Origin of the sequence: Cereibacter sphaeroides 2.4.1, assembly GCF_000012905.2 — a bacterium.
GTDB classification, from domain to species: domain Bacteria; phylum Pseudomonadota; class Alphaproteobacteria; order Rhodobacterales; family Rhodobacteraceae; genus Cereibacter_A; species Cereibacter_A sphaeroides.
Map to the genome: position 1 here is coordinate 376,033 of NC_007494.2, position 26,996 is coordinate 403,028.

The 26,996-nt window shown below is 69.2% G+C and carries 25 protein-coding genes; 7 read left to right on the top strand and 18 right to left on the bottom strand.

All coding sequences use genetic code 11. From position 1 onward, the window contains the following. Nucleotides 1-142: 142 nt before the first annotated feature. On the bottom strand, nucleotides 143-412 hold the full coding sequence (locus RSP_RS17220) for a hypothetical protein (protein ID WP_017140355.1): 270 nt from the start codon (nucleotides 410-412) through the stop codon (nucleotides 143-145). After that, nucleotides 409-636 carry a hypothetical protein gene (locus RSP_RS17225; protein WP_017140356.1) on the bottom strand — a complete coding sequence of 76 codons (228 nt, stop codon included), beginning with the start codon at nucleotides 634-636 and terminating at the stop codon, nucleotides 409-411. Before RSP_RS17225 ends, RSP_RS17220 begins: the two co-directional genes overlap by 4 nt. Nucleotides 637-730: 94 nt before the next feature. On the opposite strand from RSP_RS17225, the gene RSP_RS17230 reads away from it, so the two are divergent. Then, the gene (locus RSP_RS17230; protein ID WP_017140357.1) at nucleotides 731-1,168 is read left to right on the top strand and encodes a hypothetical protein; all 438 of its coding nucleotides are present in this window, start codon (nucleotides 731-733) and stop codon (nucleotides 1,166-1,168) included. Beyond that, the gene (locus tag RSP_RS17235; protein WP_011339204.1) at nucleotides 1,165-1,671 is read left to right on the top strand and encodes an MT-A70 family methyltransferase; all 507 of its coding nucleotides are present in this window, start codon (nucleotides 1,165-1,167) and stop codon (nucleotides 1,669-1,671) included. The genes RSP_RS17230 and RSP_RS17235 overlap by 4 nt, the downstream gene beginning before the upstream one ends. A gap of 321 nt (nucleotides 1,672-1,992) precedes the next feature. Here the strand turns inward: RSP_RS17235 and RSP_RS17240 are convergent, their stop codons facing one another. The 4 genes from RSP_RS17240 to RSP_RS17255 form a co-directional block, all read right to left on the bottom strand. After that, complete coding sequence (locus tag RSP_RS17240) at nucleotides 1,993-2,637, bottom strand: TetR/AcrR family transcriptional regulator (protein ID WP_002723970.1); 645 nt, start codon at nucleotides 2,635-2,637, stop codon at nucleotides 1,993-1,995. A 24-nt stretch (nucleotides 2,638-2,661) separates the two neighbouring features. Continuing rightward, complete coding sequence (locus RSP_RS17245; RefSeq protein WP_011339205.1) at nucleotides 2,662-5,781, bottom strand: efflux RND transporter permease subunit; 3,120 nt, start codon at nucleotides 5,779-5,781, stop codon at nucleotides 2,662-2,664. 16 nt (nucleotides 5,782-5,797) lie between these two features. Then, on the bottom strand, nucleotides 5,798-6,961 hold the full coding sequence (locus RSP_RS17250) for an efflux RND transporter periplasmic adaptor subunit (RefSeq protein ID WP_011339206.1): 1,164 nt from the start codon (nucleotides 6,959-6,961) through the stop codon (nucleotides 5,798-5,800). Nucleotides 6,962-7,057: 96 nt separating this feature from the next. Next, complete coding sequence (locus RSP_RS17255) at nucleotides 7,058-8,893, bottom strand: sigma-54-dependent Fis family transcriptional regulator (RefSeq protein WP_011339207.1); 1,836 nt, start codon at nucleotides 8,891-8,893, stop codon at nucleotides 7,058-7,060. A 235-nt stretch (nucleotides 8,894-9,128) separates the two neighbouring features. On the opposite strand from RSP_RS17255, the gene RSP_RS17260 reads away from it, so the two are divergent. The 3 genes from RSP_RS17260 (at nucleotide 9,129) to RSP_RS17270 (ending at nucleotide 13,971) form a co-directional block, all read left to right on the top strand. Next, nucleotides 9,129-10,931, top strand: coding sequence for an NAD(P)/FAD-dependent oxidoreductase (locus RSP_RS17260; protein ID WP_011339208.1), 1,803 nt, complete (start codon nucleotides 9,129-9,131; stop codon nucleotides 10,929-10,931). Between the two features lie 524 nt (nucleotides 10,932-11,455). Then, nucleotides 11,456-12,283, top strand: a complete 828-nt coding sequence (locus RSP_RS17265) for a helix-turn-helix transcriptional regulator (protein WP_002723978.1) — start codon at nucleotides 11,456-11,458, stop codon at nucleotides 12,281-12,283. 182 nt (nucleotides 12,284-12,465) lie between these two features. Continuing rightward, the gene (locus RSP_RS17270) at nucleotides 12,466-13,971 is read left to right on the top strand and encodes a lipopolysaccharide biosynthesis protein (protein WP_011339210.1); all 1,506 of its coding nucleotides are present in this window, start codon (nucleotides 12,466-12,468) and stop codon (nucleotides 13,969-13,971) included. Nucleotides 13,972-13,984: 13 nt separating this feature from the next. Here the strand turns inward: RSP_RS17270 and RSP_RS17275 are convergent, their stop codons facing one another. From RSP_RS17275 to RSP_RS17290, 4 genes are all read right to left on the bottom strand, one after another. Next, complete coding sequence (locus tag RSP_RS17275) at nucleotides 13,985-14,458, bottom strand: low molecular weight protein-tyrosine-phosphatase (RefSeq protein WP_011339211.1); 474 nt, start codon at nucleotides 14,456-14,458, stop codon at nucleotides 13,985-13,987. A gap of 143 nt (nucleotides 14,459-14,601) precedes the next feature. Continuing rightward, entirely contained in the window at nucleotides 14,602-15,261 is a 660-nt protein-coding gene (locus RSP_RS17280; RefSeq protein WP_011339212.1) for a rhomboid family intramembrane serine protease, read from the bottom strand. A gap of 147 nt (nucleotides 15,262-15,408) precedes the next feature. Continuing rightward, a complete protein-coding gene (locus RSP_RS17285) occupies nucleotides 15,409-16,320 on the bottom strand; it encodes a porin (RefSeq protein ID WP_011339213.1) in 912 nt (303 codons plus the stop codon). A 240-nt stretch (nucleotides 16,321-16,560) separates the two neighbouring features. Beyond that, nucleotides 16,561-16,734 carry a YdcH family protein gene (locus RSP_RS17290; protein WP_002723983.1) on the bottom strand — a complete coding sequence of 58 codons (174 nt, stop codon included), beginning with the start codon at nucleotides 16,732-16,734 and terminating at the stop codon, nucleotides 16,561-16,563. 485 nt (nucleotides 16,735-17,219) lie between these two features. Between RSP_RS17290 and RSP_RS17295 the strand changes: the two genes are divergently transcribed. Continuing rightward, nucleotides 17,220-17,948, top strand: a complete 729-nt coding sequence (locus tag RSP_RS17295; protein ID WP_011339214.1) for a DUF2306 domain-containing protein — start codon at nucleotides 17,220-17,222, stop codon at nucleotides 17,946-17,948. A gap of 507 nt (nucleotides 17,949-18,455) precedes the next feature. Continuing rightward, nucleotides 18,456-20,234: an SLC13 family permease gene (locus RSP_RS17300; RefSeq protein ID WP_011339215.1), complete on the top strand. Its 1,779-nt coding sequence runs from the start codon at nucleotides 18,456-18,458 to the stop codon at nucleotides 20,232-20,234. Between the two features lie 133 nt (nucleotides 20,235-20,367). On the opposite strand, the gene RSP_RS17305 is transcribed toward RSP_RS17300, so the two are convergent. From RSP_RS17305 to RSP_RS17340, 8 genes are all read right to left on the bottom strand, one after another. Further along, nucleotides 20,368-20,832, bottom strand: a complete 465-nt coding sequence (locus RSP_RS17305) for a cupin domain-containing protein (protein WP_011339216.1) — start codon at nucleotides 20,830-20,832, stop codon at nucleotides 20,368-20,370. Nucleotides 20,833-20,890: 58 nt separating this feature from the next. Next, on the bottom strand, nucleotides 20,891-21,607 hold the full coding sequence (locus tag RSP_RS17310; protein ID WP_011339217.1) for an LrgB family protein: 717 nt from the start codon (nucleotides 21,605-21,607) through the stop codon (nucleotides 20,891-20,893). Further along, on the bottom strand, nucleotides 21,600-21,953 hold the full coding sequence (locus RSP_RS17315) for a CidA/LrgA family protein (protein WP_011339218.1): 354 nt from the start codon (nucleotides 21,951-21,953) through the stop codon (nucleotides 21,600-21,602). The genes RSP_RS17310 and RSP_RS17315 overlap by 8 nt, the downstream gene beginning before the upstream one ends. A gap of 108 nt (nucleotides 21,954-22,061) precedes the next feature. Next, on the bottom strand, nucleotides 22,062-22,718 hold the full coding sequence (locus tag RSP_RS17320; RefSeq protein ID WP_017140360.1) for an aspartate/glutamate racemase family protein: 657 nt from the start codon (nucleotides 22,716-22,718) through the stop codon (nucleotides 22,062-22,064). Next, a complete protein-coding gene (locus RSP_RS17325) occupies nucleotides 22,719-23,555 on the bottom strand; it encodes an ABC transporter permease (protein WP_011339220.1) in 837 nt (278 codons plus the stop codon). A gap of 1 nt (nucleotide 23,556) precedes the next feature. Next, nucleotides 23,557-24,420: an ABC transporter permease gene (locus RSP_RS17330; protein WP_009561538.1), complete on the bottom strand. Its 864-nt coding sequence runs from the start codon at nucleotides 24,418-24,420 to the stop codon at nucleotides 23,557-23,559. Nucleotides 24,421-24,652: 232 nt separating this feature from the next. Further along, nucleotides 24,653-25,918 carry an ABC transporter substrate-binding protein gene (locus RSP_RS17335; RefSeq protein WP_011339221.1) on the bottom strand — a complete coding sequence of 422 codons (1,266 nt, stop codon included), beginning with the start codon at nucleotides 25,916-25,918 and terminating at the stop codon, nucleotides 24,653-24,655. A gap of 25 nt (nucleotides 25,919-25,943) precedes the next feature. Then, entirely contained in the window at nucleotides 25,944-26,921 is a 978-nt protein-coding gene (locus tag RSP_RS17340; protein ID WP_011339222.1) for an ABC transporter ATP-binding protein, read from the bottom strand. Between the last annotated feature and the right edge of the window lie 75 nt (nucleotides 26,922-26,996).

Consider the following 26,996-nt stretch of genomic DNA (forward strand, 5'->3'; position numbering starts at 1 on the left):
TACTTGGAATCGCAGCCGCAGGACCAATTGGCGGCGCGGGCTTCCAGCCAGTCGGCGGCGGCGCGGATGCCGTCCTCGTAGCTCTTGGCGGGCGTCGCCGGCGCGCGGCCGACGATGGCCGCCAGAATCTCGGAAAACGGCTTCACGACGCCGCTCCTTTCGGAACCGGGTATCCGATGGCCTTGATCGTAGCGACGGGCGCTTCCGCGACCATAGCCTCCCCGACCCAGACACAGACGCGCCGCATGTTGCAGTGCAGGCCGGGCAGATCCTCCTGCACCGTGATGCGCGTGATGGTCGGGCGGTGCTCGGCGCCGGCCCCGTAGAGCGGCTTGCCAACGCACCAGAAAAAGCAATTGCCGTCGGCGTCCGGCCCGGTTTCCGCCCAGGCAGCTTCGATTACGTCGGTCACTGCTCTCCGTCCTTCTCGGCATAGGCCGCCATCACGGCCGGCATCTTGTTGAACTGCGCGGGCGCAACGGCCGCGGCCCGCATCTTCTCGATGTCCTCGGGGCTCCACTGGTTACCCGTGATGAAGGAGCGTTCCGGCTCCGGCACATGGCTGAAGTCGGGCAGGTTCGCCCCATCCTCGGCCGCCGCCCCAAGGAGGCGGAGCGCCGCGCGGATGCAGAGCACGACATGCTGTTCTTCCGCCCGATCATCCACTGGACGGCCGATAACGTGTTCGGCTTCGCCGCCCACAAGGGGCTACGGCCGAACCCTGCAAGGCATGAGCCGCGTGGGCTGCGCCCCCTGCATCAATTCCGGCAAGTCCGAGCTGACGGAAATCGGCCGGCGCTTCCCCGAGGCGGTTGCCAAGCTGCTCGAATGGGAGGCGCTGGTGAAGGAAGCCAGCAAGCGCGGAGCTGCGACCTTCTTCGCCGCCGACGCGATCCCCGAAGGCGCGGCGCTGGCGAAGCGCCTCAAGCGGCAGGCCGCCGCGTGGGTGGCGCGCACGCATCCCGAGCTCGACCCCCACGGCCGCGAGTACAAGCGCGCTATGAAAGCCCGCATGGCCGAAATCAGCGCGGCGGCCCCCTGGCCGCGCGCCGACGAGTTATTCCGCTGGGCGACGACCGACCGCGGCGGGCGCCAGTTCAGTCTCCTAGAGCGCATCGCGGCCGACGAAGGCCTGTCGTGCTCCAGCCAGTATGGACTGTGCGAATGAACGACGCCGCCCGCGAGCTCATCGAAATGCGCCCGGCTGGCGGCTTCGACGTGATCCTTGCGGATCCGCCGTGGCGCTTCGCCAGCAACAGCGAAGCCAAGCCGGGCCGCAATGCGATCCGGCACTATCGCTGCATGAAGGTGGGCGAGATCGAGGCCCTGCCCGTCAAGGCCATCGCCGCCCCTGACGCCCTCTGTCTCATGTGGGTGACGGTGCCCTTCGCGGAGCGCGCGTTCCGCGTCCTGCGCGCCTGGGGCTTCGCCTATGGGTCGCAGCTGGTCTGGCGGGCGATGCCGTCGTGCAGCACGTCGCCAGGCTTGGCCGCCCGGATCGCCGCCGCCGTCAGAGGCCGCCTCAAGTTCGAATCCCGCTTCTCCGCCATACTATCGACCCCACAATTGAACCCACATTCGTGTGGCACTGTATGGGACGGCATGGGACTACTCGTCAAGGAAAATGCCTGCGAAATAAGGAGATGCGGCGTCCCATGTCGTCCCATGTAGACCCGCAGGGGCGGACACCGCTCCGCCACTTCCCACGCTATTGTGTTCATATTCGAGGGGTAGCGGGAAAAGCCCGATCCGGCGGAAATGTCGGTGATCGCAACGGGTCATATGGTGGATCATGCGTCTTTCCCAAGAGCCTCGAGGATGACCCTGATCCGGCAGGAAGGCCGTTGATCGCGCCGTCTCACATGTTGGAACGCCTGGGACCGCGATAGTGCTCGCTCGTCGGATCGATCCTCACGCGCCTCTACCGGTCCTGCTCGATATTGGCCGAGATGAATGCACCGGCAGTCCGCGCCCTCTCTGCCACAGGCTCCCTCAGTCCGCGAAGCCGAGAGACGGCCCGACGAGGTCGAGGAGCGCCGAGACCCGGCGTTCGAGCTCGGCCACGTCGGGCGGCCCCGCTTCGGGGTGGGTCAGGCGGCGCAGGAGCTGGCGGTTCAGCGCGCAGCCCACGAGGCTCGAGCCGAGCCAGTCGGCATCGCTGCAGCGGATGCGCCCCTGCGCGGCCAGCCCGGCGATGCGGCGGGTGAAGGCCGCGCTGAGCCCGCCCATCGCATTGTCATAGAAGAGCCGCGCCACCTCGGGCGCGGCCGTGGCCTCGGACACGGCGAGACGCGTCAGCGCCACCTGCGCCGGGCACAGGAGAAACCGGAGGATCTCGACGAGCGAGCGATGCAGGATCTCGCGCGCGCTGCCCGGCGGATCGGGATCGGTGAGGCTCTCCATCAGCGGCCCGGCGTCGTAGGCGCGCAGGATCCCCTGCAGCACCGCGAGCTTGTCGGGGAAATGCTGGTAGAGCGTCCGCTTCGACATGCCGGCCGCGCAGGCGATCCGGTCCATCGTCGTCCCCGAATAGCCGTGGCAGACGAAGACCTGTTCGGCCGCCCGCAGGATCTGGCAGGTCCGCTCGGCACAGCTCAGCACCGGCGGCCTGCCGATCTTCGGTTTCTCCTCGGTCATGCTGCGTGTCCTCTGCCGGGCACCTCAGGCCGTCGCGGCCGCAGGAGCGGTCTTGCGGCGACGGAAGAGGCTGTTCACCAGAACAAAGAACACAGGTACGAAAACGATCCCCAGAAGCGTGCCGGTGATCGTGCCGCCGAGGATGCCGTCGCCGATCGCGCGCCGCGCCCCTGCCCCCGCGCCGGTCGAGAGCACGAGCGGCACCACCCCCAGCGAAAAGGCGAGCGAGGTCATCAGGATCGGGCGGAACCGGAGCACCGCCGCATGCCGGATCGCCTCGAGCAGGGGTTCGCCCTGCGCAAGCCGGCTGCGGGCGAATTCGACGATCATGATCCCGTTCTTGCCGGTCAGACCCACCACGGTGAGAAGCCCCACCTGGAAATAGACGCCGTTCGCCTGATGGCCCGCCCAGGCGCCGAGCAGCGCGCCGAGGATGCCCACCGGCATGGCGAGCAAGACCGCGATCGGCACCGACCAGCTCTCGTAGAGCGCGGCGAGGCAGAGGAAGACCGCGCCCACCGACAGCAGGAACAGAAGGCTCGCCTGATCCCCCGCCTCGCGCTCTTCGAGCGAGAGGCCCGTCCATTCGAGCGCGAAGCCCGGCGGAAGCTGGGCGGCCAGCCGCTCCATTTCGGCCATGGCCTCGCCCGAGGAGATGCCGGGCACCGGCTGTCCCTGGATCTCCATCGAGCGGACGGCATTGTAGCGCGCCACCTGCTGGGGTCCGTAGAACCAGGTCTGGTCGGCGAAGGTCGAGAGCGCCACGAACTCGCCGTCCTTGTTCGGGATGCGCCAGAGGTCGAGATCGTCCGGATCGGTCCGCGCCCAGGGCTCGCCCTGCACATAGACCCGCTTCACCCGACCCTGGTCGAGGAAGTCGTTGACGTAGGACCCGGCCCAGGCGGTGTTGAGGAAATCGCCCACCTGTGCCGCGGTCACGCCCACCGCACCCGCCTTGCGCCAGTCGATGTCGAGGCGGAACTGCGAGGCATCCTCGACCCCGTTCGGGCGCACCGAGGCGAGCAGCGGGCTCTGCGAGGCAAGGCCCAGCAGCATGTTGCGCGCGTCGAGCAGTTCCTCGTGGCTCTGGCCCTGACGCGCCTGCAGGAAGAGCGTGAAGCCGTTCGAGTTGCCGAGCTCCAGCACCGGCGGCGGCACGATGGGAAAGACCATCGCATCGCGCATCCCCATGAAGGTCGGGAAGGCCCGCCCGGCCATGGCGGCCACGCTCTGGTCGGGGCGCAGACGCTCTTCCCACGGCTTCAGCCGCACGAAGACGATGCCCATGTTCTGCCCCTGCCCCGCAAAGGAGAAGCCGTTCACGCCGAAGACGGCGGTGACGTTCTCGCCCTCCTTCTCGAGCCAGTAATTCTCCACCTCCTTGATCGCGGCGAGCGTGCGCTCGGCCGTGGCGCCCGAGGGGGTCTGGATCAGGGTGATGAGCACGCCCTGATCCTCGTCGGGCAGGAAGGCCGTGGGGGTGCGCTGGAAGAGGGTCACCATGCCGGCCACGATCACGCCGAACAGCACCATCATCAGCACCGGGCGGCGCACCACGCGGCCCACGAGCCCGCCATAGCCGCGGGTGGTCGCGTCGAAGCCGCGGTTGAACCAGCCCACCGGGCCGCGCCGGGCGGAATGGTGACCCCGCTTGAGGATCGTGGCGCAGAGCGCAGGCGTCAGCGTCAGCGCAACCAGCACCGAGAGCGCCATGGCCGACACGATGGTGATGGAGAACTGCTTGTAGATCTCGCCCGTCGAGCCGCCGAAGAAGGCCATCGGCACGAACACCGCCGAGAGCACCATGGCGATGGCCACGAGCGCGCCCGAGATCTCGTCCATGCTCTTGCGGGTGGCCGCCACCGGATCGAGCCCCTCCTGCTCCATGATCCGCTCGACGTTCTCGACCACCACGATGGCGTCATCGACCAGAAGGCCGATGGCCAGCACCATGGCGAGCATGGTGAGCGTGTTGATCGAGAAGCCGAGCGCCGCCATCACGCCGAAGGTGCCCAGAAGCACGACCGGCACCGCGAGCGTGGGAATGAGCGTGGCGCGGATGTTCTGGAGGAACAGCAGCATCACGAGGACGACGAGGACGATGGCCTCGATCAGTGTCTTGACCACCTCCTCGATAGAAATGCGCACGAAGGGGGTGGTGTCGTAGGGCACCTCGTAGGTCATGCCCTCGGGGAAGAAGGCCGCGAGCTCGTCGACCTTCGCGCGCACCACATCGGCCGTGTCGAGCGCATTGGCGCCCGAGGCGAGCTGGATCGCCATGCCCGAGGCGGGGCTGCGGTTGTAACGCCCGTCGATCTCGTAGCTCTGCGCCCCGAGTTCGACCCGCGCCACGTCGCGCAGCAGGGCGAGCCCTCCGTCGGTCTCGGCCCGGAGCACGATCTGCTCGAAATCCTCGGGCGTCTGCAGGAGCGACTGGGCGGTGATCGTGGCCTGAAGCTGCTGGCCCTCGGGCGCGGGACGCGCGCCGAACGAGCCCGCCGAGATCTGCGCGTTCTGCGCCGAAACCGCCGCCGTCACGTCGGAGGGCGACAGGTCATAGGCGTTGAGCTTGTTCGGATCGAGCCAGATCCGCATCGCATGCTGCGAGCCGAAGACCTGCACCGAGCCCACGCCCGGCAGGCGGCTGATGCTCTCGACCATGTTCGAGGACATGTAATCCGCCAGCTCCGAGGCGGAATAGGCGCCATTGTCGGAGGTCATGGCGATGACCATGAGAAAGCCCGCCGAGGATTTCCGCACCGTCACGCCCTGCCGCACCACCGCCTGCGGCAGGAGCGCCTGCGCCTGGCTCAGCTTGTTCTGCACCTGGACCTGCGCGATGTCGGGATCGGTGCCGAGCTCGAAGGTCAGCGTGATCTGCGCGACCCCGGTCGAGGTCGAGGAGGAGGAAATGTAGCGCAGCCCGTCGAGGCCGGTCATCTCGCGCTCGATCACCTGGGTCACGGTGTCGGTCACGGTCTCGGCCGAGGCGCCGGGATAGGTCGCGCCGATCACCACCGCGGGCGGCGCGATCGAGGGATATTGCGATACGGGCAGGCGCAGGATCGACAGGACCCCGAGCGCCATGATGACGATGGCGATCACCCAGGCGAAGACCGGGCGGTCGATGAAGAAACGTCCCATTGCGGCTCCCTGCCCTTCAGTTCGCGGTGGCGGCTTCGGCCTTCACGGCCGGCCCGGGCAGCGCGCCCTGTTCCTCGGGCGCCACCGGCGCGCCCACGGCCGCCTTCTGGAAGCCCGCAACCACCACGCGGTCGCCCGTCTCGAGCCCCTTGGTCACGATCCAGCGGTCGCCGTCGGACTTCACGATCTCGACGGGGCGCGCCTCGATGACATTCTGCTCGGTGACGAGCCAGACTGCGGGCACCCCCAGCCGGTCGCGGATGACGGCCTGATGCGGCACCGCCACCGCCTTGTCGGCGCGCGCCACCGGCAGCTCGACCTGCACATACATGCCGGGCAGCAGGATCCTCTGCGGATTGGGGAAATGGATCCGCAGCGTGACCATGCCCGTGGTGGGCTGCACCTGCGGCTCGGCCGCGGCGAGGCGGCCGCGCAGCGGATAGCGGCTGCCGTCGGCGAGGATCAGCGCCACATTCTCGTCGACGCGTCCGACGGTGTTCTTGCCCGTCCGGCTGCGCCATTTCAGCAGGTCGGTCGCCGATTGCGTCACATCCACATGCACCCGGTCGAGGCTGCGGATCGTGGTGAGCGTCGCCTCCTGCCCTTCGGCCACCAGCGCCCCCGTCGTGGTCTGCGACAGGCCGATGGTGCCCGCGATGGGCGCGCGCACCGTCGTGCGGCTGAGGTTGATCTCGGCCGTCTTCAGCTCGGCCCGGGCCATCTGCAGCGCCGCCGCCGCCGCGTCGCGGGTGGCCACGGCCGTGTCGAGCCGCTGCTCGCTGCCCGCATTGTTGCCGAACAGCTCTTCGGCACGGCGGGCGTCCTTCTCGGCCGAGCGCAGCGTGGCTTCGGCCTGCGTGACGGCCGCGCGAGCCGCCGCGACCGCGGCCGCATACATGTCGTCCTCGATCTTGTAGAGCGGCTGGTCCTTCTCGACCTCGGTCCCCTCCTCGAACAGCCGCTCGCGGATGATGCCGTTCACCTGAGGCCGCACCTCGGCCACTTCCGAGGCCGTCACGCGGCCCGGAAGGATCGAGATGATCGGATAGTCCTTCGCGGTCAGGGTGACCACCGTGACCGGAGACGGCGGACGCTCTGCCCCGGCAGGCCCTTCGGCACGGACGGCCGGGGCGGCGAGGATGAGGGCCGCAAGAACGAGCGGAAGGCGGGGGAAGGTCACGGGCAGACTCCATCGGCAGCGGTGGCCTGCTTAGGAAACCAACCAGTTTCCAAAGTCAAGCACCTGCGTGCAGGATGACCGCGAACGCCCGCCTTTTCAGCGTGTCACGCCCATTCGGCGGATCTGGCGATGAATTGTCGAGCGATTGACGCCCAGCCGTCGCGCGGCTTCGGAGACATTGCCCCCGGTCTGGCGCAGCACCTGAGCCAGCACCGCCCCTGCCGCCTGCGGGACGCCTGGGCCGGACGCGGTCCCCGCCCGGATCGTCTCCGGCAGATCGGCGAGGCCGACCTCAGCGCCCGGCACCAGGGCCCGCAGCGTCTGCGCCATATGCTCGAGTTCGCGCAGATTGCCGGGCCAGAGATGCGAGGCCAGCACCGCCAGCGCCTCGGGCGCAAGCGAGAGCGGCCGGTCGCCCGAGCCGAGCAGCCGCTCGGCCAGCCACAGCCGGTCCTGTCGCGCCCGCAGCGGCGGCAGCCGCAGCCACGCCCCGCCCAGCCGGTGCAGGAGGTCGGGCCGCAGCCCCTCGGCCCCGCCCGGCAGCGCGGTCGAAAGGATGCGCACGTCGACCGGCACCGGGCGCAGGCCGCCCACCGGCAGGTAGCTGCCCTCGGCCACCAGGCGCAGAAGGCGCGCCTGCGTGCGGGGCGGCAGATCCTCGATCTTGTCGAGGACGAGCGTGCCGCGATGGGCGGCAGCGATCAGCCCCTCTTCCTGCCGCCGCCCGGTCTGGCGGCCGAAGAGCAGCGCCTCCTCCTCGCCGATCTCGGCGCAGCGCACCACCGTGAAGGGCCCGCCGCGCCCCGCCGCATGGATCGCGCGGGCGAGCGTGAGCTTGCCCGTGCCGGTCTCGCCCTCGATCAGGATCGGCAGCCGCTGCGGCGCAAGGGCCGCGGCCGCCCGCAGGAGCGCGGCCATCGTTGGATCGTCGCCGGCAAGGCCTCGCAGCGGCGGCGGCAGGCTCACCGGCGCGGGCACCGTCCGGGCAGGCGCGCGGCGCGGTTCGATCGCATGGGCGAAGAGCCGGTGGCCGTCGCGCGTCTCGATGAACCGCTCGGCTGCGGGGCGCTGGCGCATGAGATCGTCGAGCCGGTCCACCCGCACGTTCAGGAAATCCGAGACCGGCCGCCCGATCAGCCCGCCCGCCGCGCGCCAGTCCTGCCCCGCCGCCTGCGCGAGGATCCGTGCGGCGCCATGGGTCAGCCCCAGCACCCGCCCCGTCCCGTCGAGCGACAGCGCCGCCTCGGGATCCACATCGAGGAAATCCGGCGAGGCCGAGAGCCGGAGCACCCATTCGCGTCGGTTCTCGGCCATCAGGTTCGCCATCTCGATCCGCCGCGCCGCCGCCGTCACCAGCTTCAGCGCCAGCGACTGGCTCGCCTTCGCGCGCGGCGAGGAGAGAAGCGAGATGTCGAGCACCGCCGAGAGCCGGCCGAGCGTGTCGTAGATCGGCGCGGCGGTGCAGGAGAGGCCGGTGTGCGTCGCGTCGAAATGATCGCTCTGGTGGATCACCAGCGGCTCGCCCGTCTCGATGCAGGCGCCGAGCGCGCAGGTGCCCGCGCGCGCCTCGGACCATTCGGCGCCCATATAGAGACCGCTCCGGCGCAGTTCCTGCTTCTGGGCCTCGTCGCCCAGATATTCCACCGTCACCCCGGCCCGGTCCGCAAGCAGCAGGACGTAATTCTGCCCCGCGACCAGCCCGTAGAGGCTCTCGATCCCCGACCGGGCGATGGCGATCAGCGCCTCGGACCGCTGGCGATGCTCGCGCAGCGCCGTCTCGGGCAGGATGAAGGCCTCGGACCGGGCGGTCGGATCGAGCCGATGCTGGTTCAGGCAGCGGAGCCAGCTTTCGACCACCACCCGGTCGCGCCCGGGCGGCCGCCCTTCGGCCGCAGCCTCGATCTCGCGCACATGGCTGAGCTCGTGCTCCATGCTGGTCCCTCCCCCAGGGCCCTCCCAAGCCCGTCCGGACAGATGGTAGCGGAAGGACGGGAGAGGGCGAAATAAGGCTTTAGGCCAGAGCCTGCCGCAGGCGTTGCGCCACCTGTTGCAGCCGCTGCAACAGGGGGTGTCGCCAAGTGCCTGAAAAGGCTCGCACGAGATTCACCATTTGGCGTGCAGCGCCCTGCGCCCGAGGCTCGATGCCGGAGGAAGAAGGGAGGCATTCATGCTCGATCAAAGTGAAAGTCTGGCGCTCGCGTCGCTGGTGGCAGAGCTCGAACGGGCGCTGGTGGCGCAGGACGCGGAGGCGGTCGCGGACTGTTTCCTCGAGACCGGGTTCTGGCGCGACCTCGCGGCCTTCACCTGGAACATCAAGACCTGCGAGGGCAAGGGCGAGATCCGCGCCATGGCCGGCGCCCAGCTCGGGGCCATCGGCCCTCAGGCGCTCGCGCTCGATCCGGCCGAGACAGTCAGTTCGGCGGACGGGGTCACGGAGGGCTGGCTCACCTTCGAGACGGCGACCGGCCGCGGCATGGGCCACATCCGCATGAAGGACGGCAAGGTCTGGACGCTCCTGACTGCGCTCCATGAGCTGAAGGGGCACGAGGAGCCGCGCCGCCTGCGCCGGCCGATGGGGGCCGAGCACGGCCACGATCCGCACCGCAAGACCTGGAAGGAGAAGCGCGAGGAGGAGGCGCGGCGACTGGGCTACGAGGAGCAGCCCTATGTCCTCATCGTGGGCGGCGGTCAGGGCGGGATCGCGCTTGGCGCGCGGCTGCGCCAGCTCGGGGTGCCCACGATCATCCTCGAGAAGAACGAGCGGCCCGGCGACAGCTGGCGGCGGCGCTACAAGTCGCTCTGCCTGCATGACCCGGTCTGGTATGACCACCTGCCCTACATCCCCTTCCCGGACAACTGGCCGGTCTTCGCGCCGAAGGACAAGATCGGTGACTGGCTCGAGATGTATACGAAGGTGATGGAGCTGAACTACTGGTCCTCGAGCACGGCGAGATCCGCCCGCTACGAAGAGGCCGCGGGCGAGTGGACGGTGGTCGTCGACCGCAACGGCGAGGAGGTGGTGCTGCGCCCGAAGCAGCTCGTGCTCGCCACCGGCATGTCGGGCAAGGCCAACGTGCCGAGCTTCCCGGGACAGGACATCTTCCGCGGCGAGCAGCAGCATTCGAGCCAGCATCCCGGCCCCGACGCCTACAAGGGCAAGAAGGTGGTGGTGATCGGCTCGAACAACTCGGCGCACGACATCTGCGCGGCTCTGTGGGAGGGCGGGGCCGATGTCACGATGGTGCAGCGGTCCTCGACCCATATCGTGAAGTCGGACAGCCTGATGGAGGTCTGCCTCTCGGGGCTCTATTCCGAGCAGGCGGTGGCGCAGGGCATCGACCACGAAAAGGCCGACATGATCTTCGCCTCGGTGCCCTACCGGATCATGCACGAGTTCCACATCCCGCAGTATGAGGAGATCCAGCGCCGCGACGCCGACTTCTACGACGCGCTGCGCAAGGCGGGCTTCCTTCTCGACTTCGGCGACGACGGTTCGGGCCTGTTCATGAAATACCTGCGCCGCGGGTCGGGCTACTACATCGATGTGGGCGCCTGCGATCTGGTCATCGACGGCTCGATCAAGCTGAAGTCGGGCTCGGACGTGAGCCACCTCACCGAAGAGGCGGTGGTGCTGAAGGACGGCACCGAGCTGCCGGCGGATCTGGTGGTCTATGCCACGGGCTATGGCTCGATGAACGGCTGGGCCGCAGATCTCATCAGCCCGGAAGTGGCCGACAAGGTGGGCAAATGCTGGGGCCTCGGTTCCGACACGACCAAGGATCCCGGCCCCTGGGAGGGCGAACAGCGCAACATGTGGAAGCCCACGATGCAGGAGGCGCTCTGGTTCCACGGCGGCAACCTGCATCAGTCGCGCCACTATTCGCGCTACCTCGCGCTGCAGCTGAAAGCCCGGCAGGCCGGGATCGAGACGCCCGTCTGGGGCCTCCAGCCTCCCAGCCACCTGCGCTGAGGGCGGATCTGCGGGCGGGCGCCGTGCTCCCTCGGCCCCGCCCCCTCCGCCCGGCCCGCCCGCGCCCGCCCGCGCGGGCGGCGCTCCGGCACAGTCGGAGGCGCTTGGCTCTCGCTCGGGGCGCTGACCCTCGCATCCATGCCCGCCACCTGCCGCGCAGGGTCCGTCCCCGACCCTCGGCATGTGCCGGACCCCTCCCCTGATATCGGGAACTCGATCGCCTCGCGAAGCGTCTTCTGCACCTCGAAGGCAGGCCGGGACAGCCCCTGATCGGCACCCGCACCGCCGTCTGCGGCCGCGGCCCGACTGCAGGTTGCAGCTCAGCCCGATGGCCCGCAACCGGCGCGTGTAAACCGGGTCTTTTTAGACAGGTCGGGGTGGCGGATTGTTGACTCCATCATGTTGGCATGAAATCTCACTATCAGGTGGGGCAAGAGGCTATTCGGATTAATCGTACAGCCTTTGGTATGGGTCTTCCGGTCGGTGGGCATTTTTACGCCGATATGGTTCAGAAGGGTTATTTCATGACGAAACATTGGGAACTGAGCACCCCGTCCGACCGCCGTCCGGCGATGGTGCATCTGGCCGCTGCGGATGCGATTGCAGAGGTCGGCGAGGCGCTGCAGGGACGCCAGACGCTGGCCGAGGCTCTGGCCAGTCTGGTGCGGAGCGTGGGGGCGGAATGCGGCATGATCGTGCGGTCGCGGCCCGACGGGACACAACAACGTGTAGCCGTGCATGACGAACGTCGGGGCGAGCCTGTGCGGCCGCTGGTGTCGGCCTATGCCGCAGGCCAGTTCGGGGCGGCTCTGGATCGGGCACGGCCCGGCAGCCTCTGGCTCGGCTCGTCGGCCGCGGGCGACGGGGCGCTGGCCGACTGGCAGGGCGCGCGGCGGATGCGCGAATTTGCGGTCCTGATGCTGGCGGCAAGCTCCTCGGGGCGCGACCATGTCGAGCTGCATTTCCGGCGCGCGCTGTCGGCGGAGCTTCTGGCCGCGGTCGAGGCCGTGCTGCCCGCGCTGGCTCAGGCCTGGGCACGGCGTCAGGCGGGCATTGTGAGCCGCGCCATCTCCACCCACCGCACCCGCGCCAATCTCACGGCCGGCCGCCCGATCCTGAGCGAAGCCAATCCGGCCCAGCTCAGCCGCGCGGAATTCCGGGTCTGCCTGCTGCTCAGCCGCGGCCTCTCGGTCGAGGGCGTGGCGGCCGAACTGCGCCTCGCGCGGTCCACCGTGCGCTCGCATCTGCGCAGCATCTACTCCAAGACCGGCACCTCGGCTCTGGCCGAGCTCGTCTTCCGTTTGCACGAGGCGGGCGACCCGGAACCCAAGGCCGGCACCCGCCAGCTCTGAGCGAGACAGCCACGGCCGTCCGGTGCCCGATCATCCGGCACCGGACGGCTGTGCACCCCCCTTCCGGTTCCTGTCTTGCAAACCGTTCCGCCGTCACCTCTGATAGCACTTGCCGCCCGGGCCGCGCGGCGCTCTCCTGAGAGCGCCGCCCGACGCCTGCGCCCCTCGACGGAGACCCCGACGTGACTGCCGATCCGAGCCCCTTCGATCCGCCGGAAGGCGCCCTCCGCGCGACGGCCAGCCGGGGGGCGGTGGCCACCGTGATCTCGCAGGGCGCGCTGATGCTCACGCAGATCGGATCGGTCGTGATCCTCTCGCGGCTTCTGTCGCCCGAGGATTTCGGCCTCGTCGCCATGTGCACGCCGGTGATCGCGCTTCTGATGATGCTGCAGGATTTCGGCCTGCTGGCAGCCACCGTCCAGAAGAAGGGGCTGAAGGCGGAAGAGGTCAATTTCCTCTTCTGGATCAACGTGGCGCTGAGCTTCTCGCTCACGATCCTGCTTCTGGCCGCCTCGCCCCTCATCGCGCTCTTCTATCAGGAGCCGCGGGTGGGGCCGTTGATCGCCGCGCTCTCCGTCACCATCGCCCTGAACGGCCTCGGCGCGCAGCACGGGGCCCTTCTGATCCGGCGGATGCAATATGTGCGGCTGGGTTTCATTCAGGTCTCGGGCGCCGTGACCTCGCTTGCCGCCGCAGCTCTCTGGGGCTGGATCCACCCGAGCCCCTGGGCGCTCTTCGGCGGGGCTCTGGTGGGCACCGTGGTGCCCACGCTCGGCATGTGGATCGGCTCGCGCTGGCGGCCGGGCCTGCCGCGGCGGATCGAGGGCTGGCGGCCGCTCCTCAACTTCGGGGCGGGCGTCACGGGCTTCAATTTCGCCAACTTCTTCTCGATGAACGTGGACAAGATCGCGATCGGCCGCGCCTTCGGGGGCGAGGCGCTGGGCTACTACGACCGCGCCTTCAAGCTGGTGCTGATGCCCTCGAACTCGATCTTCAATCCTCTGGCGCGGGTGATGGTGCCCGCCCTCTCGCGGCTTCAGGACGAACCCGACCGCTACCGCAGCGCCTATATCCGGGTGGCGGGGCTTCTGCTGTTCCTGCTGCTGCCGATGATGGCCTGCGCCGCGGCCTTCGCCGACGTGGTCATCCCGCTGGCCTTCGGCCAGAACTGGGACGGCAGCGTGGCCATCTTCACCGCACTCGGCATCGCGGGGCTGGTGCAGCCGCTGAACAATGTCGCGGGCTGGCTCTTCCTCAGCCAGGGACGCTCGCGCGACTTCTTCCATTCCGGCCTCATCCATGCGGGCTTCGCGGGCGTCGCGGTGCTGGCGGGCCTGCCCTTCGGCCTGATCGGCGTGGTGGTGGCCGTGGCGATCGCCGAATATCTCAAGCTGCCCGCGATCTGGGCGCTCACCTGCCGCAGCGGCCCGATCCGCCTCGGCGACATGCTGCGCGGCGTGGGGCCGCTGGTGGCGGCCGTCCATCTCGTGATGGGGCTCCTGTGGGTCATCAAGCCCTATGTCCCGGGCCCGGGCTTCGTCGCGCTGGTGCAGGGCGGCCTTCTGGCCTATGCGCTCACCGCCCTCCTGATCTCGCTCACCGCCTCGGGCCGCCAGACCCTGCGCGAGGGCTGGCGGCTTGCGGGCGAGCGGCTGCCTCTGCGCCGCCGCCTGCCCGCCGACGCCTGAGCGGCGCCGCGGCTCAGGCCGGGGCGAGGATCTTCGTGAGCAGCCCGTCCGCCCCGGCGGTGACATCCGACCAGGTGGTGAGGAACCCTTCGGGACCGCTGTAATAGGGATCCGACACGGCCTGTCCCTCCCGCCCCGGCACATGGTCGAGCAGGAGCGACAGTCGCGCCCGGGCGCTCTGCGGGCGCAGTTCGCGCAGCGCCACCAGATTGTCGAGGTCGAGCGCCACGACATGATCGAACAGGCCGAAATCCTTCCTTGCCACCTGACGGGCGCGGTAATGGCTGATGTCGATGCCGTTCGCGCGCGCCACCTCCTGCGCGCGCGGATCGGGCGCCTCGCCCGCATGCCAGCCGCCGAGGCCCGCGCTGTCGACGGTGAGGCGGAGGCCGCGCTCGTCCGCAGCGGCGCGGAAGGCGGCCTCGGCGAGCGGCGAGCGGCAGATGTTGCCGAGGCAGACGAAGAGGACGGAGGGAAGAAGACTCATGGTTACCTCGAACAGAACGGGGCGAGCCTAGGTGGATCCCGAAACGGCCTCAAGAGGTTGCGCCGCGCGCGCGCCGTGGCCCGGATGGCGCCGGAGCCTTGCGCGGAACGCCTCGGGCGGCCAGTGCCGGCCGTCCTGCGACATCAGCGCAGGCGGGCGAAGGTGAAGGCCGCGGCCCACCCCATGAGATAGCCGCCCAGATGCGCCTCCCAGGCGAGGCCGCCCTGCAGGAAGACGAAGAGCGCGAGGTTCGCTATGGCCAGACCCAGGATCATGTTGAGAATCGGCCGCAGCGACAGCCCCAGCGCCTTCCGCCGCTGGAAATCCCAGGCGTTCCAGATGCCGAGGAATCCGAAGGCCGCGCCCGAGGCGCCGATCATCGGCCCGCTCGACATCGAGATCAGCCCGAAGGCCGCGCCGCCTGCGATGGCCGAGGCACCGAACAGCAGGTAGGTGCGCAGGGCGCCGACCTTCTCGCCGATCACCTTGCCGAGCGACAAAAGGATCACCCCGTTCATCACCATGTGCAGGAAATTCGCATGGAGGAAGGCGTGGGTGAGGAACATCGCCTCGCGCTGGAGCGGATAGAGCTCGCCCGCCCCGGGCGCCAGCAGCGGCGGCCAGAAGGCACCGAGCAGCAGCGCCATCGTCCGCCAGCGCGGATCGCCCACCCAGCCGGCATCGGCAGCCGTCAGCACGAGCTCGATGAGGGCGAGACTGCCGACCAGAGCCCAGATGTAGCCGGGGGCTCCGGCGGTGGAAGAGGAAAGCGGGCCCGTGCGGCGATTCTGGGAGTGCGACATGCAGAGGAGATAGGCCGGCGCGGCGCTTCGGCCAAGGGGGGTCCGGCAGACGCGGGGCCTGAGGCCCCCGACCTCTGGGGCCCGCCCCTGAACGGACGGACCCCCGGAAAGTCCACGGCCGCGTGGCAGCGCGGCCGCGGGAACCCCTCAGAAGGCCGAGAAGAGGGTCGAGCTCAGCGCGCTGTGGCGCGGGTTCAGGACCGTGTCGGCCACGCTGCCGAGCGGCACCGAGGCGCTGCGGCCCCCGAGCGGGATGCTCAGGCCCAGACGGACGGTCGTCCCGTGGCCGTCGAGCCCCATCACGTCCAGCTCCGACCGCGCCAGTTCGAGCGAGACGACGGCATTGGCCTGGGTCGCCTGCGACAGGTCGTAGGAGACGCCCACCCCGAGAGTGGTCAGGTCCGCGTCGATCACGTCGAGCGAAGCGCCGGTCAGACCGCCGAACAGGGTCCAGCCCGCCTGCAGGTCGTAGGATCCGGCGATGCCCAGCACATCCAGATCCACATCCTCGAACCCGTCGGCCGAGAGGGTCGTGCGCTGGAGGTTCACGCCCACGAGCCCGTTCGCGAAGCCGCTGTAGCGGAAGCTCGCGCCGAAGTCGGTGAGATCGATGCCCGAGGGCAGGTCGTCGATGTCGCTCTCGCCGTAGAAGCCGGTCACGAGCGCGCCCTCGGCCTCATAGCCCGCGGTGAGGCCGTAGGACTTCATGGTGGCGTCGCCGAACCCGTCGAGGTCGAGGCGGGCCTGTTCGCCGTAAAGGCCGAGCGAGGCGCCGTTCTGGAAGCCGTAGCTGCCGGTCACGCCCGCGAAGCTGCGGGTCACATCGTCGTCGCCATCGTCCAGCGAGGCGGTCGCGAGGTCGAGACCGAAGCGCAGGCCGTTGCCCAGGTCGAGGCCGAAGCGGCCGGCGAGGCTCAGCGTCGTCACGTCGCTGTCGGTGTCCGAGACGTTGGTCTCCCCATAGCCCAGAGTCACCGCTCCGTCGAAGGTCTGCGCGAGGAGCGGCAGAGGCAGTGCACTGGCAAGGATGGTCGAAATTACAAGATAACGAGGGGTCATGGTCGTAGGTCCGTCAGTGAATGTCCGACCTCCCTACCGGCGGGCGCCCGACCGGCGCAATTGCGGCCCCTCCACTCCATCCCTCTGATGTTGCCCGACAATCACACTATGCGGCACCCGTTCAACGCCCAAGCGAGCCGGTCGCGGGCCCCGATCGCCTTGCACCGAAGGGCTCTCGGCGGCATGAAAAAGCCCCGGTGCGACGGATGCGCCCGGGGCCCTTTGCATCGAAGCGGGAATTTATTCGACCGTCGCCTGCAGACGCGCGATCTCGTCCTTGAGATGCAGCTTCTCTTTCTTCATCGCCTGAATCTCGAGATCGTCGACGCCGTGATCGCGCGCGGCAGCCTCGATGGCCGCATCGAGCTCGTCATGTCGGCGCTGCAGCGTGGAGATGTGTGTTTCGACGGTCATTCTGGCTCCTCCTTGAACCGGGCCTTTTTTCTGACGTGGGCATTTTCCGGCGTGCTGCAAGGGGGTTCGACGGTTTCTTTTGCCACAGGTGCGGAAGGTCGCCGGCTCGGCCGAGCTCGCTCTGCGCCCCACAGCCCCCGGCGCCGCCGGACCGGCAGGCGGCGGTCCTCGACGGCAGGTTCTGCGAGAGCGGTTCCGAGGTCATGGCGAGTGTTCCCGAGCCCGGCCCGGAGAGAGGCCGCTGCCTTGGCCAGCGGCAGGCGCGGTGGCAGGGGTCCCTGCGCCTTCTCCGGCCGCGAGCTTCCATGCGATCCAGAGCTTCGACAGCGGCACGACCAGCCCTCGTCCCGCTGGCCGATGCGCCTCCTGCGGCCGCCGGCCCGTGTGCGGTCCCGAGCGTCGGAAGCAGCGAGCCTGACGCGCGACCAGCCGTCGGGGTGGCCGACGCGCCGTTTGCCTCTGGCCGGCTTGCGGCAGGCGCCTAGATGTCCGGGCAGAGCCCCGTGCCGGGGCCTGCGTGCGAGGTGCCTGTGCGAGTCCTGCAGTCTCTCCTTTCCCTGCTCTTCGTGTCCCTCCTCCTGCTGGGCGTCTGGTGGTTCGTCGACCATTCGGTGAGCCGCGGCCTCCGGATGGGCGAGGCCGCCGAGCAGGCAAGCTCGCGACTCTTCCACCCCGAGGCCCGGGTCGCGACCCTCGCCATCTACGGCCACATGGTGCTGGGCGGGCTGCTCACCCTGCTCGCGCCGCTCCAGCTTCTGGGGGTCGTGCGCCGGAGATGGCCCTCGATCCACCGGGGACTGGGCTATGCCGTGGCCGGCCTCGCGCTCGCCACGGGAGCAGGCGGGCTCCTCTACATCCTCGGGCAGGGCACGGTCGGCGGGCCATGGATGAGCGTGGGCTTCGGCCTCTACGGCCTCCTCCTCATGCTGACGGCGGCGCGGACGGTCACCCTCGCCCGCAGCCGCGACCCCGCGCACCGCGCCTGGGCCGGCCGGCTCGTGATCCTCGCGCTCGGCTCCTGGATCTACCGGATGCACTACGGGCTCTGGCATGCCACGACGGGAGGCCTCGCCACGGCCGACGATTTCAGCGGCACCTTCGACCGCGTGCAGGTCTTCGCCTTCTACCTGCCCTATCTCCTGCTCTTCGAGATCCTGCGCCGACTCTGGCGACCGTGGAGAAGATCGGCCGCGCTCACCGCCCGGCGCGCGTGATGGGGGCCGCGACGGGTGCCGGTCCGAACGCACATCGCCACGCCACAGGGCACCTCATCCCCGCAGGGGAGGCAGGCGCCACGGATCCCGCTGCCTTCTCGGGTCGAGACTGAGGACGCGGCAGATGAACGCTCACCCCGTCGACAAGATGCAATTCGCGCCTTTGATTGCGAAATCAAAGCACTGCTCGGCAATCATCATGTGATTGATGAGGAGCTGTCGGTGGGTCTCCCGGCACCCCCGAACGCTCTCCTGCCACCCGGCCGGCGGCGGAACGGGCACCTCCGGAAGAGGTCGGCGTTCCACCACCCGCCATCCCGCGCACCTCGAGCCGCCCGTCCGCGGCAACATTAGCCCGGCCGCAGCCGAAGCGCGAAGAATCCTGTTGCCTAAAGCCGCGCGGCGGGAGATTTCTCTGCGCTGACGCCGTCCTCTGGCCTCCGCTCCGCAAGATCCGGGAGGCGCCGAAGGGTCGGGACGAGGCGTGCGACCCTAGCCGAGGCCTTCATGCTCTCACTCCCTCTCGATCCCGTGCAGGCGCCCTGGGCGGCGATCGCCGTCATCCTTGCGATGCTCGTGTTCTTCGTGCTCGAGATCCTGCCCGTCGAGGTCACGGCCATCGTCGGCGCGACGGCGATGGTGCTTCTGGGGCTTCTGCCGCAGGAGGAGGTGCTCGACGTCCTGTCCAATGCGGCGCCCTGGACCATCGCCGCCATGTTCGTGATCGTGGGCGCCCTCGTGCGGACAGGCGCGCTCGACTGGATCACGCGGCTGGCCACGCAGCATGTGGGCCTGCGCCCCAGAACCACGGTCGCGGTGCTCTGCGTGGGCATCGTCGCCATGTCGGCGGTCGTCAACAACACGCCCATCGTCGTGGTCTTCCTGCCCGTCTTCATCCAGCTGGCCGCCGAGATGCGGATCGCGCCGTCGAAGCTCCTCATCCCGCTCTCCTATCTGTCGATCATGGGGGGCACCGTCACGCTGATCGGAACCTCGACGAACCTCGTCGTCGATGGCGTGGCGCGCGCGAACGGCCTCGACCCCTTCGGGATCTTCGAGATCACCCCCGTGGGCCTGCCGCTCGCCATCGTGGGGATGCTCTATCTGGCCTTCCTCGGGCCGAAGCTCCTTCCCGCGCGCAGCTCGATGGCCGGGATGCTGACGGGCAAGCGGCGGATGAAGTTCTTCACCGAGGTCGCGGTGCCCGAGGGCTCGCCCCTGATCGGCAAGACGCTGGAGCAGGTCGAGATCTTCCGGCGCAGCGACGTGCAGGTGATCGATGTGCTGCGCGGCGACAGCTCGCTCCGCCGCGCACTGGCGACGGTAGAGCTGGCCGCGGGCGACCGGGTGGTGCTGCGCTCGCCGATGGGAGAGATCCTGACCCTGCAGGATCATCGCCACCTCCAGCTCGTGAACCGGCTGGCGTCGGTCCAGACCCAGACGGTCGAGGTGCTCATCACCCCCGGCTGCCGGCTGATCGGCCGGTCGCTGGGCGATCTCCGGCTCAGGCGGCGCTACGGCGTCTATCCGCTGGCTGTCCATCGCCGCAACCGCAACCTCGGGCGGCAGATGGACGATGTGGTGGTGGCGGTGGGCGACACGCTGCTGCTCGAAGGCGCGATGGACGACATCCGCCGCCTCGCGCAGGAGATGGATCTGACCGACCTCTCCCACCCGCAGGAGCGTCCCTTCCGGCGGCGCCGCGCGCCCATCGCGGTGGCGGTGCTGGCGGCGATCATCCTGCTCTCGTCCTTCGACGTGGCCCCGATCGAGATCCTCGCCTTCATGGGCGTGACCGTGGTGCTCGTCACGCGCTGCATCGACAGCGAGGAGGCCTTCGCCTCGATCGACGGGCGGCTGATGGCGATGCTGTTCGGGATGATCGCGGTGGGTGCGGGCCTCGATCATTCCGGCGCGGTCGAGCTGATCGTGGGCTGGGCCGAGCCGTGGCTTGCGGATCTGCCGGCGTGGCTTCTGATCTTCTGCGTCTTCGCGCTCACCTCGCTGCTGACCGAGCTTCTGTCCAACAATGCGGTGGCGGTGGTGGTGACACCCGTGGCCATCGAGCTTGCCCAGCGGCTCGGCGTCGATCCGCGGCCGATTCTGGTGGCCGTGATGATGGGCGCCTCGTTCGGCTTCGCCACCCCCATCGGTTATCAGTGCAACCTGCTGGTCTATGGGCCGGGCGGCTACACGTTCGGAGACTTCCTCCGCATCGGCGTGCCGCTCAACGTGCTTATGGGCGTGGCCGCGGCCATCGTGATCCCGCTGGTCTACGGCCTCTGACGGACCCTGCCCGCTCCGGCGGCACATGGGTCCGGGTCCGCGGAGGGCCCGGCGAGCCCGCCTCGAGGCGGCCTGCCGCCCTCTGCCCGTCCGCCACCCGTGCAGACCCATCCGGCGGCGGCGCCCGATCCGCTCACTCCTCCCAGGGGGCACCGGCTGCATCGGTCGCAGGGCGCGGCACGGCGGCGATGCGCTCGGCCGTGACCGGATCGGCCGGGGCGCGGCAGATGTCCCACTCCTCCTGCCCCGCGGGATAGGCCCCGAACAGGAGGAAATCCTCCGACGCTTCCATCCGCGCGTGCCCCGTTCCGGGCGGCAGGATCAGGAGGTCGCCCGGCGTCACATCGACCGGCTGGCCCTCGGGGCCGCCGAGGCGCAGCCGCGCCCGCCCCGAGAGCACGCCCAGAGCCTCGAAGGCGTTGCTGTGGAAATGGTCGTAGTCGAATACGCCGTCGCGCCAGAGCGCCCGCCAGCCGTGACGGGCGACCTGCGCCTCGGCCTCGTCGGGGTCGGGCGGCAGGAGCCCGCGGTGCAGGATCACCGGCAGTGTCGGGTGGCTCCACCCCGCCATGAGGAGCTTCAGGGTCTCGCGGTGCATGGGCGTCTCCCTCTGATGGTGTCGGGTGACAACGCGCGGGACGCGGCCCTGGCTCCGATCAGAACAGCCAGTGGGCCACGAGGGGCGCCACGAGGGCTGTGGTCACCGCTCCGACGCCGAGTCCGATCCCGGCGAAGGCCCCCGCCCGCGCGTCCGTCAGCATCATCTGCGCCGTGCCGATCCCGTGGGCGGCAAGGCCCACAGCGAAGCCGCGGGCCCGCGGGTCGCGGATGCGCAGGAGCGCCAGCAGCGGCGGCGCCAGCACCGCGCCCACGATGCCGGTCAGGATCACGAGCACCGCCGTCAGGGTGGGCGAGCCGCCGATCCCTTCCGAGACGCCGATGGCCACCGGCGCGGTGGCCGACTTGGGCAGCATCGACAGGATGGTGCCCGCGGGCAGGCCCATGGCCCGGCCGATCAGCACGACGCTGCCGAGCGCCGCGGTGAGACCCGCCGCAAGCGCCGCCGCCATCGGCAGGAGCGACCGGCGCACCGCGGCGCGATTGTCCCAGAGAGGCGTGGCCAGCGCCACCGTCACCGGCCCCAGCATGAAATGCACGAACTGCGCGCCCTCGAAATAGGTGGCGTAGCTGGTGCCGGTGAGTTCCAGCGCCGCCGCCACCAGCGCCACCGCGATCAGCACCGGATTGGCCCAGGCCCGGCGGCCCGCCCGCTCGAAGAGGAAACTGCCCGCAACGAAGGCCGCGAGGGTCAGGGCGAGCCAGAGGAGCGGGCCGTGGGCCAGATAGCTCCAGATCTCGGTGACGTCACGCATCGCGCGGCCCCGTCAGCCGGGCCACGGCGGCGAAGGCCACGGCCGCGGCCAGAAGCGCGAGAACCGTGCTCGCGACCAGCGTCACCAGAAGCGGCACCGCCTCGTCGGCGAGCAGCCCGAGATGGCCCACGATCCCCACCCCAGCCGGCACGAACAGGAGCGACATGTACGACAGGATCGCGGCATTGGTGGGACGAAGCCGCTCGGCCAGCCCCTGACGCGCCGCAAAGAGCGCGAGCAGCATCAGAAGCCCGAGGATCGGCCCCGGCACGGGAAGTGCCGCGCCTCGGGCCAGAGCCTCGCCTGCGAGTTGCAGGAGCAGGAGGAGCGTCAGATGAGAGATCATGGGCAGGCCCCGGAATTGGTCAACATAACGGACCAATATCGCGAATGCCTGCGGCCGTCACGCCCAATCCCTGCCACGCGCGCGCCTGTGAACGGCCGGAGGCCGCAGTCAGCCGCGGGCCGCGGAGACCACGGCCGGGGCGAGATGCGCGGCGGCGGCCACCCCGTCGATGAGCCTGAGGCCGGTATGCGCTGCCAGCGGCCGGACGAGGGGCGCCATGCCCGCGCAGCCCAGCACCGCCGCCGTCACCCCGTCCTCGGCCTCGGCGGCCGCGATCTCGGCCGCGAGCCGTGCGAGCGTCGGGGGCGCCGCCGCCTCGACCTCGAGCACCGCGAGGCCCGAGGCGCGGACCCGCCCGCACTGCCCCATCAGCCCGTAGCCGCGGAGGTTCTCCTCGATCACCGGCACCGACACGGGCAGGGTCGTCACGACCGAGAAGCGGTGGCCCAGAAGCGCTGCCAGATGGAAGGCCGCCTGCCCGATCCCGAGCACCGGGCACGAGGCCGCGGCGCGCACCTCCGCGAGGCCGGTGTCGTCGAAACAAGCGAGCACGATGGCCTCGGCCCCCGCGGCGCGGGCCTCGGGCAGAAGCCGCAGGATGCCCGCCACTGCCGCCGCGCCGTCCTCGGGGCCCTGGATCGCCGGCGGACCGTCGGCATTGGTCCAGCCCAGGATCTCGTGCCCCGGGGCGGCCGCGCGGGCGGCCTCGACCACGGCCTCGGTCATCGTCGCGGTGGAATTGGGATTGATGTAGAGAAGCCGCACTCAGACCCCCTTGCCCGCATCCGACCCGGCCCGCGCGCGCCTGCGCCCGAGCACCCAGACGGTGACGAGGAACACCCCGATCACCGCGAAGGAGAAGACCGTGGTCAGCGTGCCGAGCGCGAAGATCACCGGCGTCGTCACATTGGTGGTCATGCCGTAGATCTCGAGCGGCAGCGTGTTGTAGCTGCCCGCGGTCAGCAGCGTCCGGGCGAATTCGTCGTAGGAGAGCGTGAAGCCGAACAGGGCCACCCCGATCAGCGACGGCGCGATGATCGGCAGCACCACATGGCGGATCGTCTGCCAGGCGCTGGCCCCCTGATCGCGCGCGGCCTCTTCGTAGGCGGGATTGAAGCGGTTGAAGACGGCGAACATGATGAGAAGGCCGAAGGGCAGCGTCCAGGTGAGCTGCGCGCCGAAGCCCGAACTCGCCCAGTGCACCGGCAGGCCCGCCTGCGAGAAGATGAGCCCCACTCCGAGCGAGACGAGGATCGAGGGGATCACGAGGCTGGCCACAACGAGCTGGAACAGGAGGGCCGAGCCTGCGAACCTCTTGCGGAAGGCGAGGCCCCCCATCACCGACACGGTGACGGTCGTGACCATGACGAGAAGGCCCAGCAGGAGCGACCGGCCGAAGGCGCCCCAGATGTCGCCCACCGCCTGCTCCTGGAAGAGATCGCGGAACCAGTGCAGCGAGACGCCGCGCATGGGGAAGGTGAGCCCGCCCTCCGGGCCCTGGAAGGAGAGGATCGCGATGGTGATCGTGGGCCCGTAGAGGAACAGGAGGAACAGGCCGAAGACGGCGGCGAGGATGTAGAACGAGCGCGGACGCGGCTCCATCTCAGAGCTCCTTCCGGATATCGACGAGGCGCAGCAGGATGCCGATGGTGAGAAGCACGGTCGCGAGCAGCACCACCGCCGTGGCCGAAGCCGAGGGATATTGCAGCAGCGCGATGTCGTTCGAGATCAGCCGGCCCACATTCGCCGCCTGCGAGCCCGACATGAAGCGCACGGTGATGAAGTCGCCCATGACGAGGGTGATGACGAAGATCGAGCCGATCATGATGCCGGGCTTGGTCAGGGGCAGGATCACGTTCCAGAGCGTCTGGAAGCCCGAGGCCCCGGCGTCGCTGGCCGCCTCGAGGAGGCTCCGGTCGATCCGCATCATGGTGTTGAAGATCGGCACCACCATGAACAGCGTGTAGAGATGCACGAAGGCCAGGATCACCGAGAAGTCCGAGAAGAGCAGCCACTCCAGCGGCGCGTCGATCACCCCCCACGAGATCAGCGTCGAATTGGCGATGCCGTTGCGACCGAGGAACGGGATCCACGAGATCATGCGGATGATGTTCGAGGTCCAGAACGGGATGGTGCAGAGCAGGAACAGCGCCGTCTGCCAGGTCTGGCTGCGGACATGGAAGGCGAGGAAATAGGCGACGGTGAAGCCCAGCACCAGCGTCACCGCCCAGGTGATCGCGGCATATTTGAAGGTATTGAGGAACACCCGGTAGGTGACCTCCGAGCCGAACAGGAACTCGTAATTCTCCCAGGAGAAGGCCGGGACGATCGAGAATTCGGTGGCCGTCCAGAAGCTCACGATCACGATCATCACGATCGGCAGAACGAGGAAGGCCGCCAGCACCAGCGTCAGCGGCGCGGCCAGAAGCCAGCCCGTCACGTTCGGCGATTTCAGAATGCGCTCCATCTTTCCTCCGGGAGGCGGGCGGCCCTTCCCCTCGCGGGAAAGGCCAGGGGCCGGTGGCCAGTGAGGTCTGCGCGGCAGGTCCGGTCGGATCGCGGCTGTTACCGAATGGCTGGCAGGCAACTCATTTTCTAATCTTACAAGATACTTACGGTATCTTGTTCACGTCAGATCTGAAAAGCGGCAGCCGCATCGACGCGGGCACGGGCGGCGCACCGCCCGAGCCCGTCCGGGATCAGGCCGCGATGAACTCGTTCCACTTGCGGACCATGTACTGGTTCTCGTCCATCACCGAGTTCCAGCAGGCGACGCGGCCCATGCGCTCCTCGAACGAGCCGCCGTCGCGCACCTCGCCCGCCTGCGCCATGGCCTGACCCTGCGGGTTGGTGATCGTGTCGGTGGCGGGCTTGCCCTCGAACCAGTAGCCCCATTCGTTCTCGGACATGAACTCCTTCGAGGTCTCGGGCACGGCGGAATAATAGCCCTGCCGCATGAGGAAGCCGCCGACCCAGCCCGAGAGATACCAGTTGATATATTCGTAGGCTGCCTCCAGCGCGAGACCGTCGAGCCGCGCCGACAGGCCGATGCCGCCGCCCCACGAGCGGTAGCCTTCCCTGAGCGGCTGGTAGACGCAGGGAATGCCGCGCGACTTCACCGCCGTGATGGCGGGCGACCACATCGACTGGATCACCACCTCGCCCGAGGCCATCAGGTTCACGCTCTCGTCGAAGGTCTTCCAGAAGGCGCGGAACTGGCCCGCCTTCTTGGCCTCGGTGAAGATCGCCATGGTGCGGTCGATCTCTTCGCGGGTCATGTTGCCCTTGTCGCCGTAGGTGATCTCGCCCATCGCCTCGCAGACCATGGCCGCATCCATGATGCCGATGGAGGAGATGTCGAGGATCGAGGCCTTGCCCTTGAACTCGGGGTTCAGAAGCTCGGTCCAGCTTTCGATCGGGCGGCCGATCAGGTCGGGGCGGATGCCCAGCGTGTCGGCATTGTAGATCGTGGGGATGAGCGTCATCCAGCCCGACTCTTCCTGCACGAAATCCGTGCCGCCGGGACCGGAGGTGAAGCCCACGGTATGCGGCGCGGTGCCCTGCGCGATGGTGCTCTCGGGCGTGAGCTTGCCCGAGCGGAAGATGCCCACGATCTTGTCGTAATTCTTGATCTTCGACGTATCCATCGCCTGCAGGTTGCCCGTCGGCCAGACCTTCTTGCAGATCCAGTATTCGATGTCGGCGATGTCGAAACTGTCGGGCTGGGTCGCCGCGCGCTGGGTCACCGCGTCGCTGTCGAGCGCGGTCATGGTGAGGGTGAAGCCCAGATCCTCCTTCACCTTCTGCGCCACCTCGTTGAGGTTCGACACGCCGGTGCCGAACTGGCGCAGCGTGATGTCCTTGATGTCCTGCGCCCAGATCATCGGTGCGGGAAAGGCCGAGGCCAGGCCCGCGGCCGCCGCGCCCTTGAGCAGCGTCCGGCGGCTGTAATGGTTCTTCTTCATGGGATCATCCCTCTGTTGGACTGGATCAGGCCTGAAGGCGGTGCATCCGCCCCTCGTCCCAGGCGAGGTGCACGGACTCGCCCGGGTTTTTCGGTTGCTCGAAGAAGGTCGCCTCGGGGATCAGGGCCACGAGCTCCTGATCTCCGGCGGCCCGCAGGGTCAGCGCCACATGCGCGCCCTGATATTCCACCGCCTGCACCACGGCCTCCTGCCCGGCCGGGTCGAGACGGATCTCGTCGCAGCGCAGCGCGAAGCGGCCCTGCGGCAGCGCCACCACATTGTGCCCGCCCATGAAGCGGGCCACGAACTCGGTGCGGGGCGCGTTGAAGACGTCGCGCGCGGGGCCCGCCTGCTCGATCTTGGCGTTGTTCATCACCACGATCTCGTCGGCCAAGGCCAGCGCCTCGTCCTGCCCGTGGGTGACATGGATGAAGGAGATCCCGAGCTCGCGCTGAAGCCGCTTCAGCTCAGCCCGCATCCGGATGCGGAGGAACGGATCCAGCGCCGACAAGGGCTCGTCGAGCAGCAGCACCTGCGGCCCGGTGATGAGCGCGCGCGCCAGCGCCACGCGCTGCTGCTGGCCGCCCGAGAGCTGCGCGGGCAGCCTGTCCGCATAGCGGCCCATGTCGACGAGCTCGAGCATCTCGGCCGCCTTCGCCCGGCGCTGGGCGGCCTCCACCCCCTTCATCTTCAGCGAGAAGGCCACATTGTCCGTCACCGACAGATGCGGAAAGAGCGCGTAGCTCTGAAACATCATCGCCGTGCCGCGGCGCGCGGGCGGCAGCCGCGTCACATCCTTGCCCGACAGGAGGATCGAGCCCTCGCTCACCGTCTCGTGGCCCGCGATCATCCGCAGGGTCGAGGATTTGCCGCAGCCCGAGGGCCCGAGGAGGCAGACGTAACTGCCCCCCACGAAAAGGTGGCTCACATCCGCGACCGCTACGGCCGAGCCGCCGTAGCGCTTCGTCACATGCACGAGTTCGAGATCGTGTCCGGTCCGCATGGCATCCCCGTCGCTGCTGTCCCGAGGCTGACGCAGCCCGGCCGCCTGCGGCAATCCTGCAGCGGGAGCCGGCCC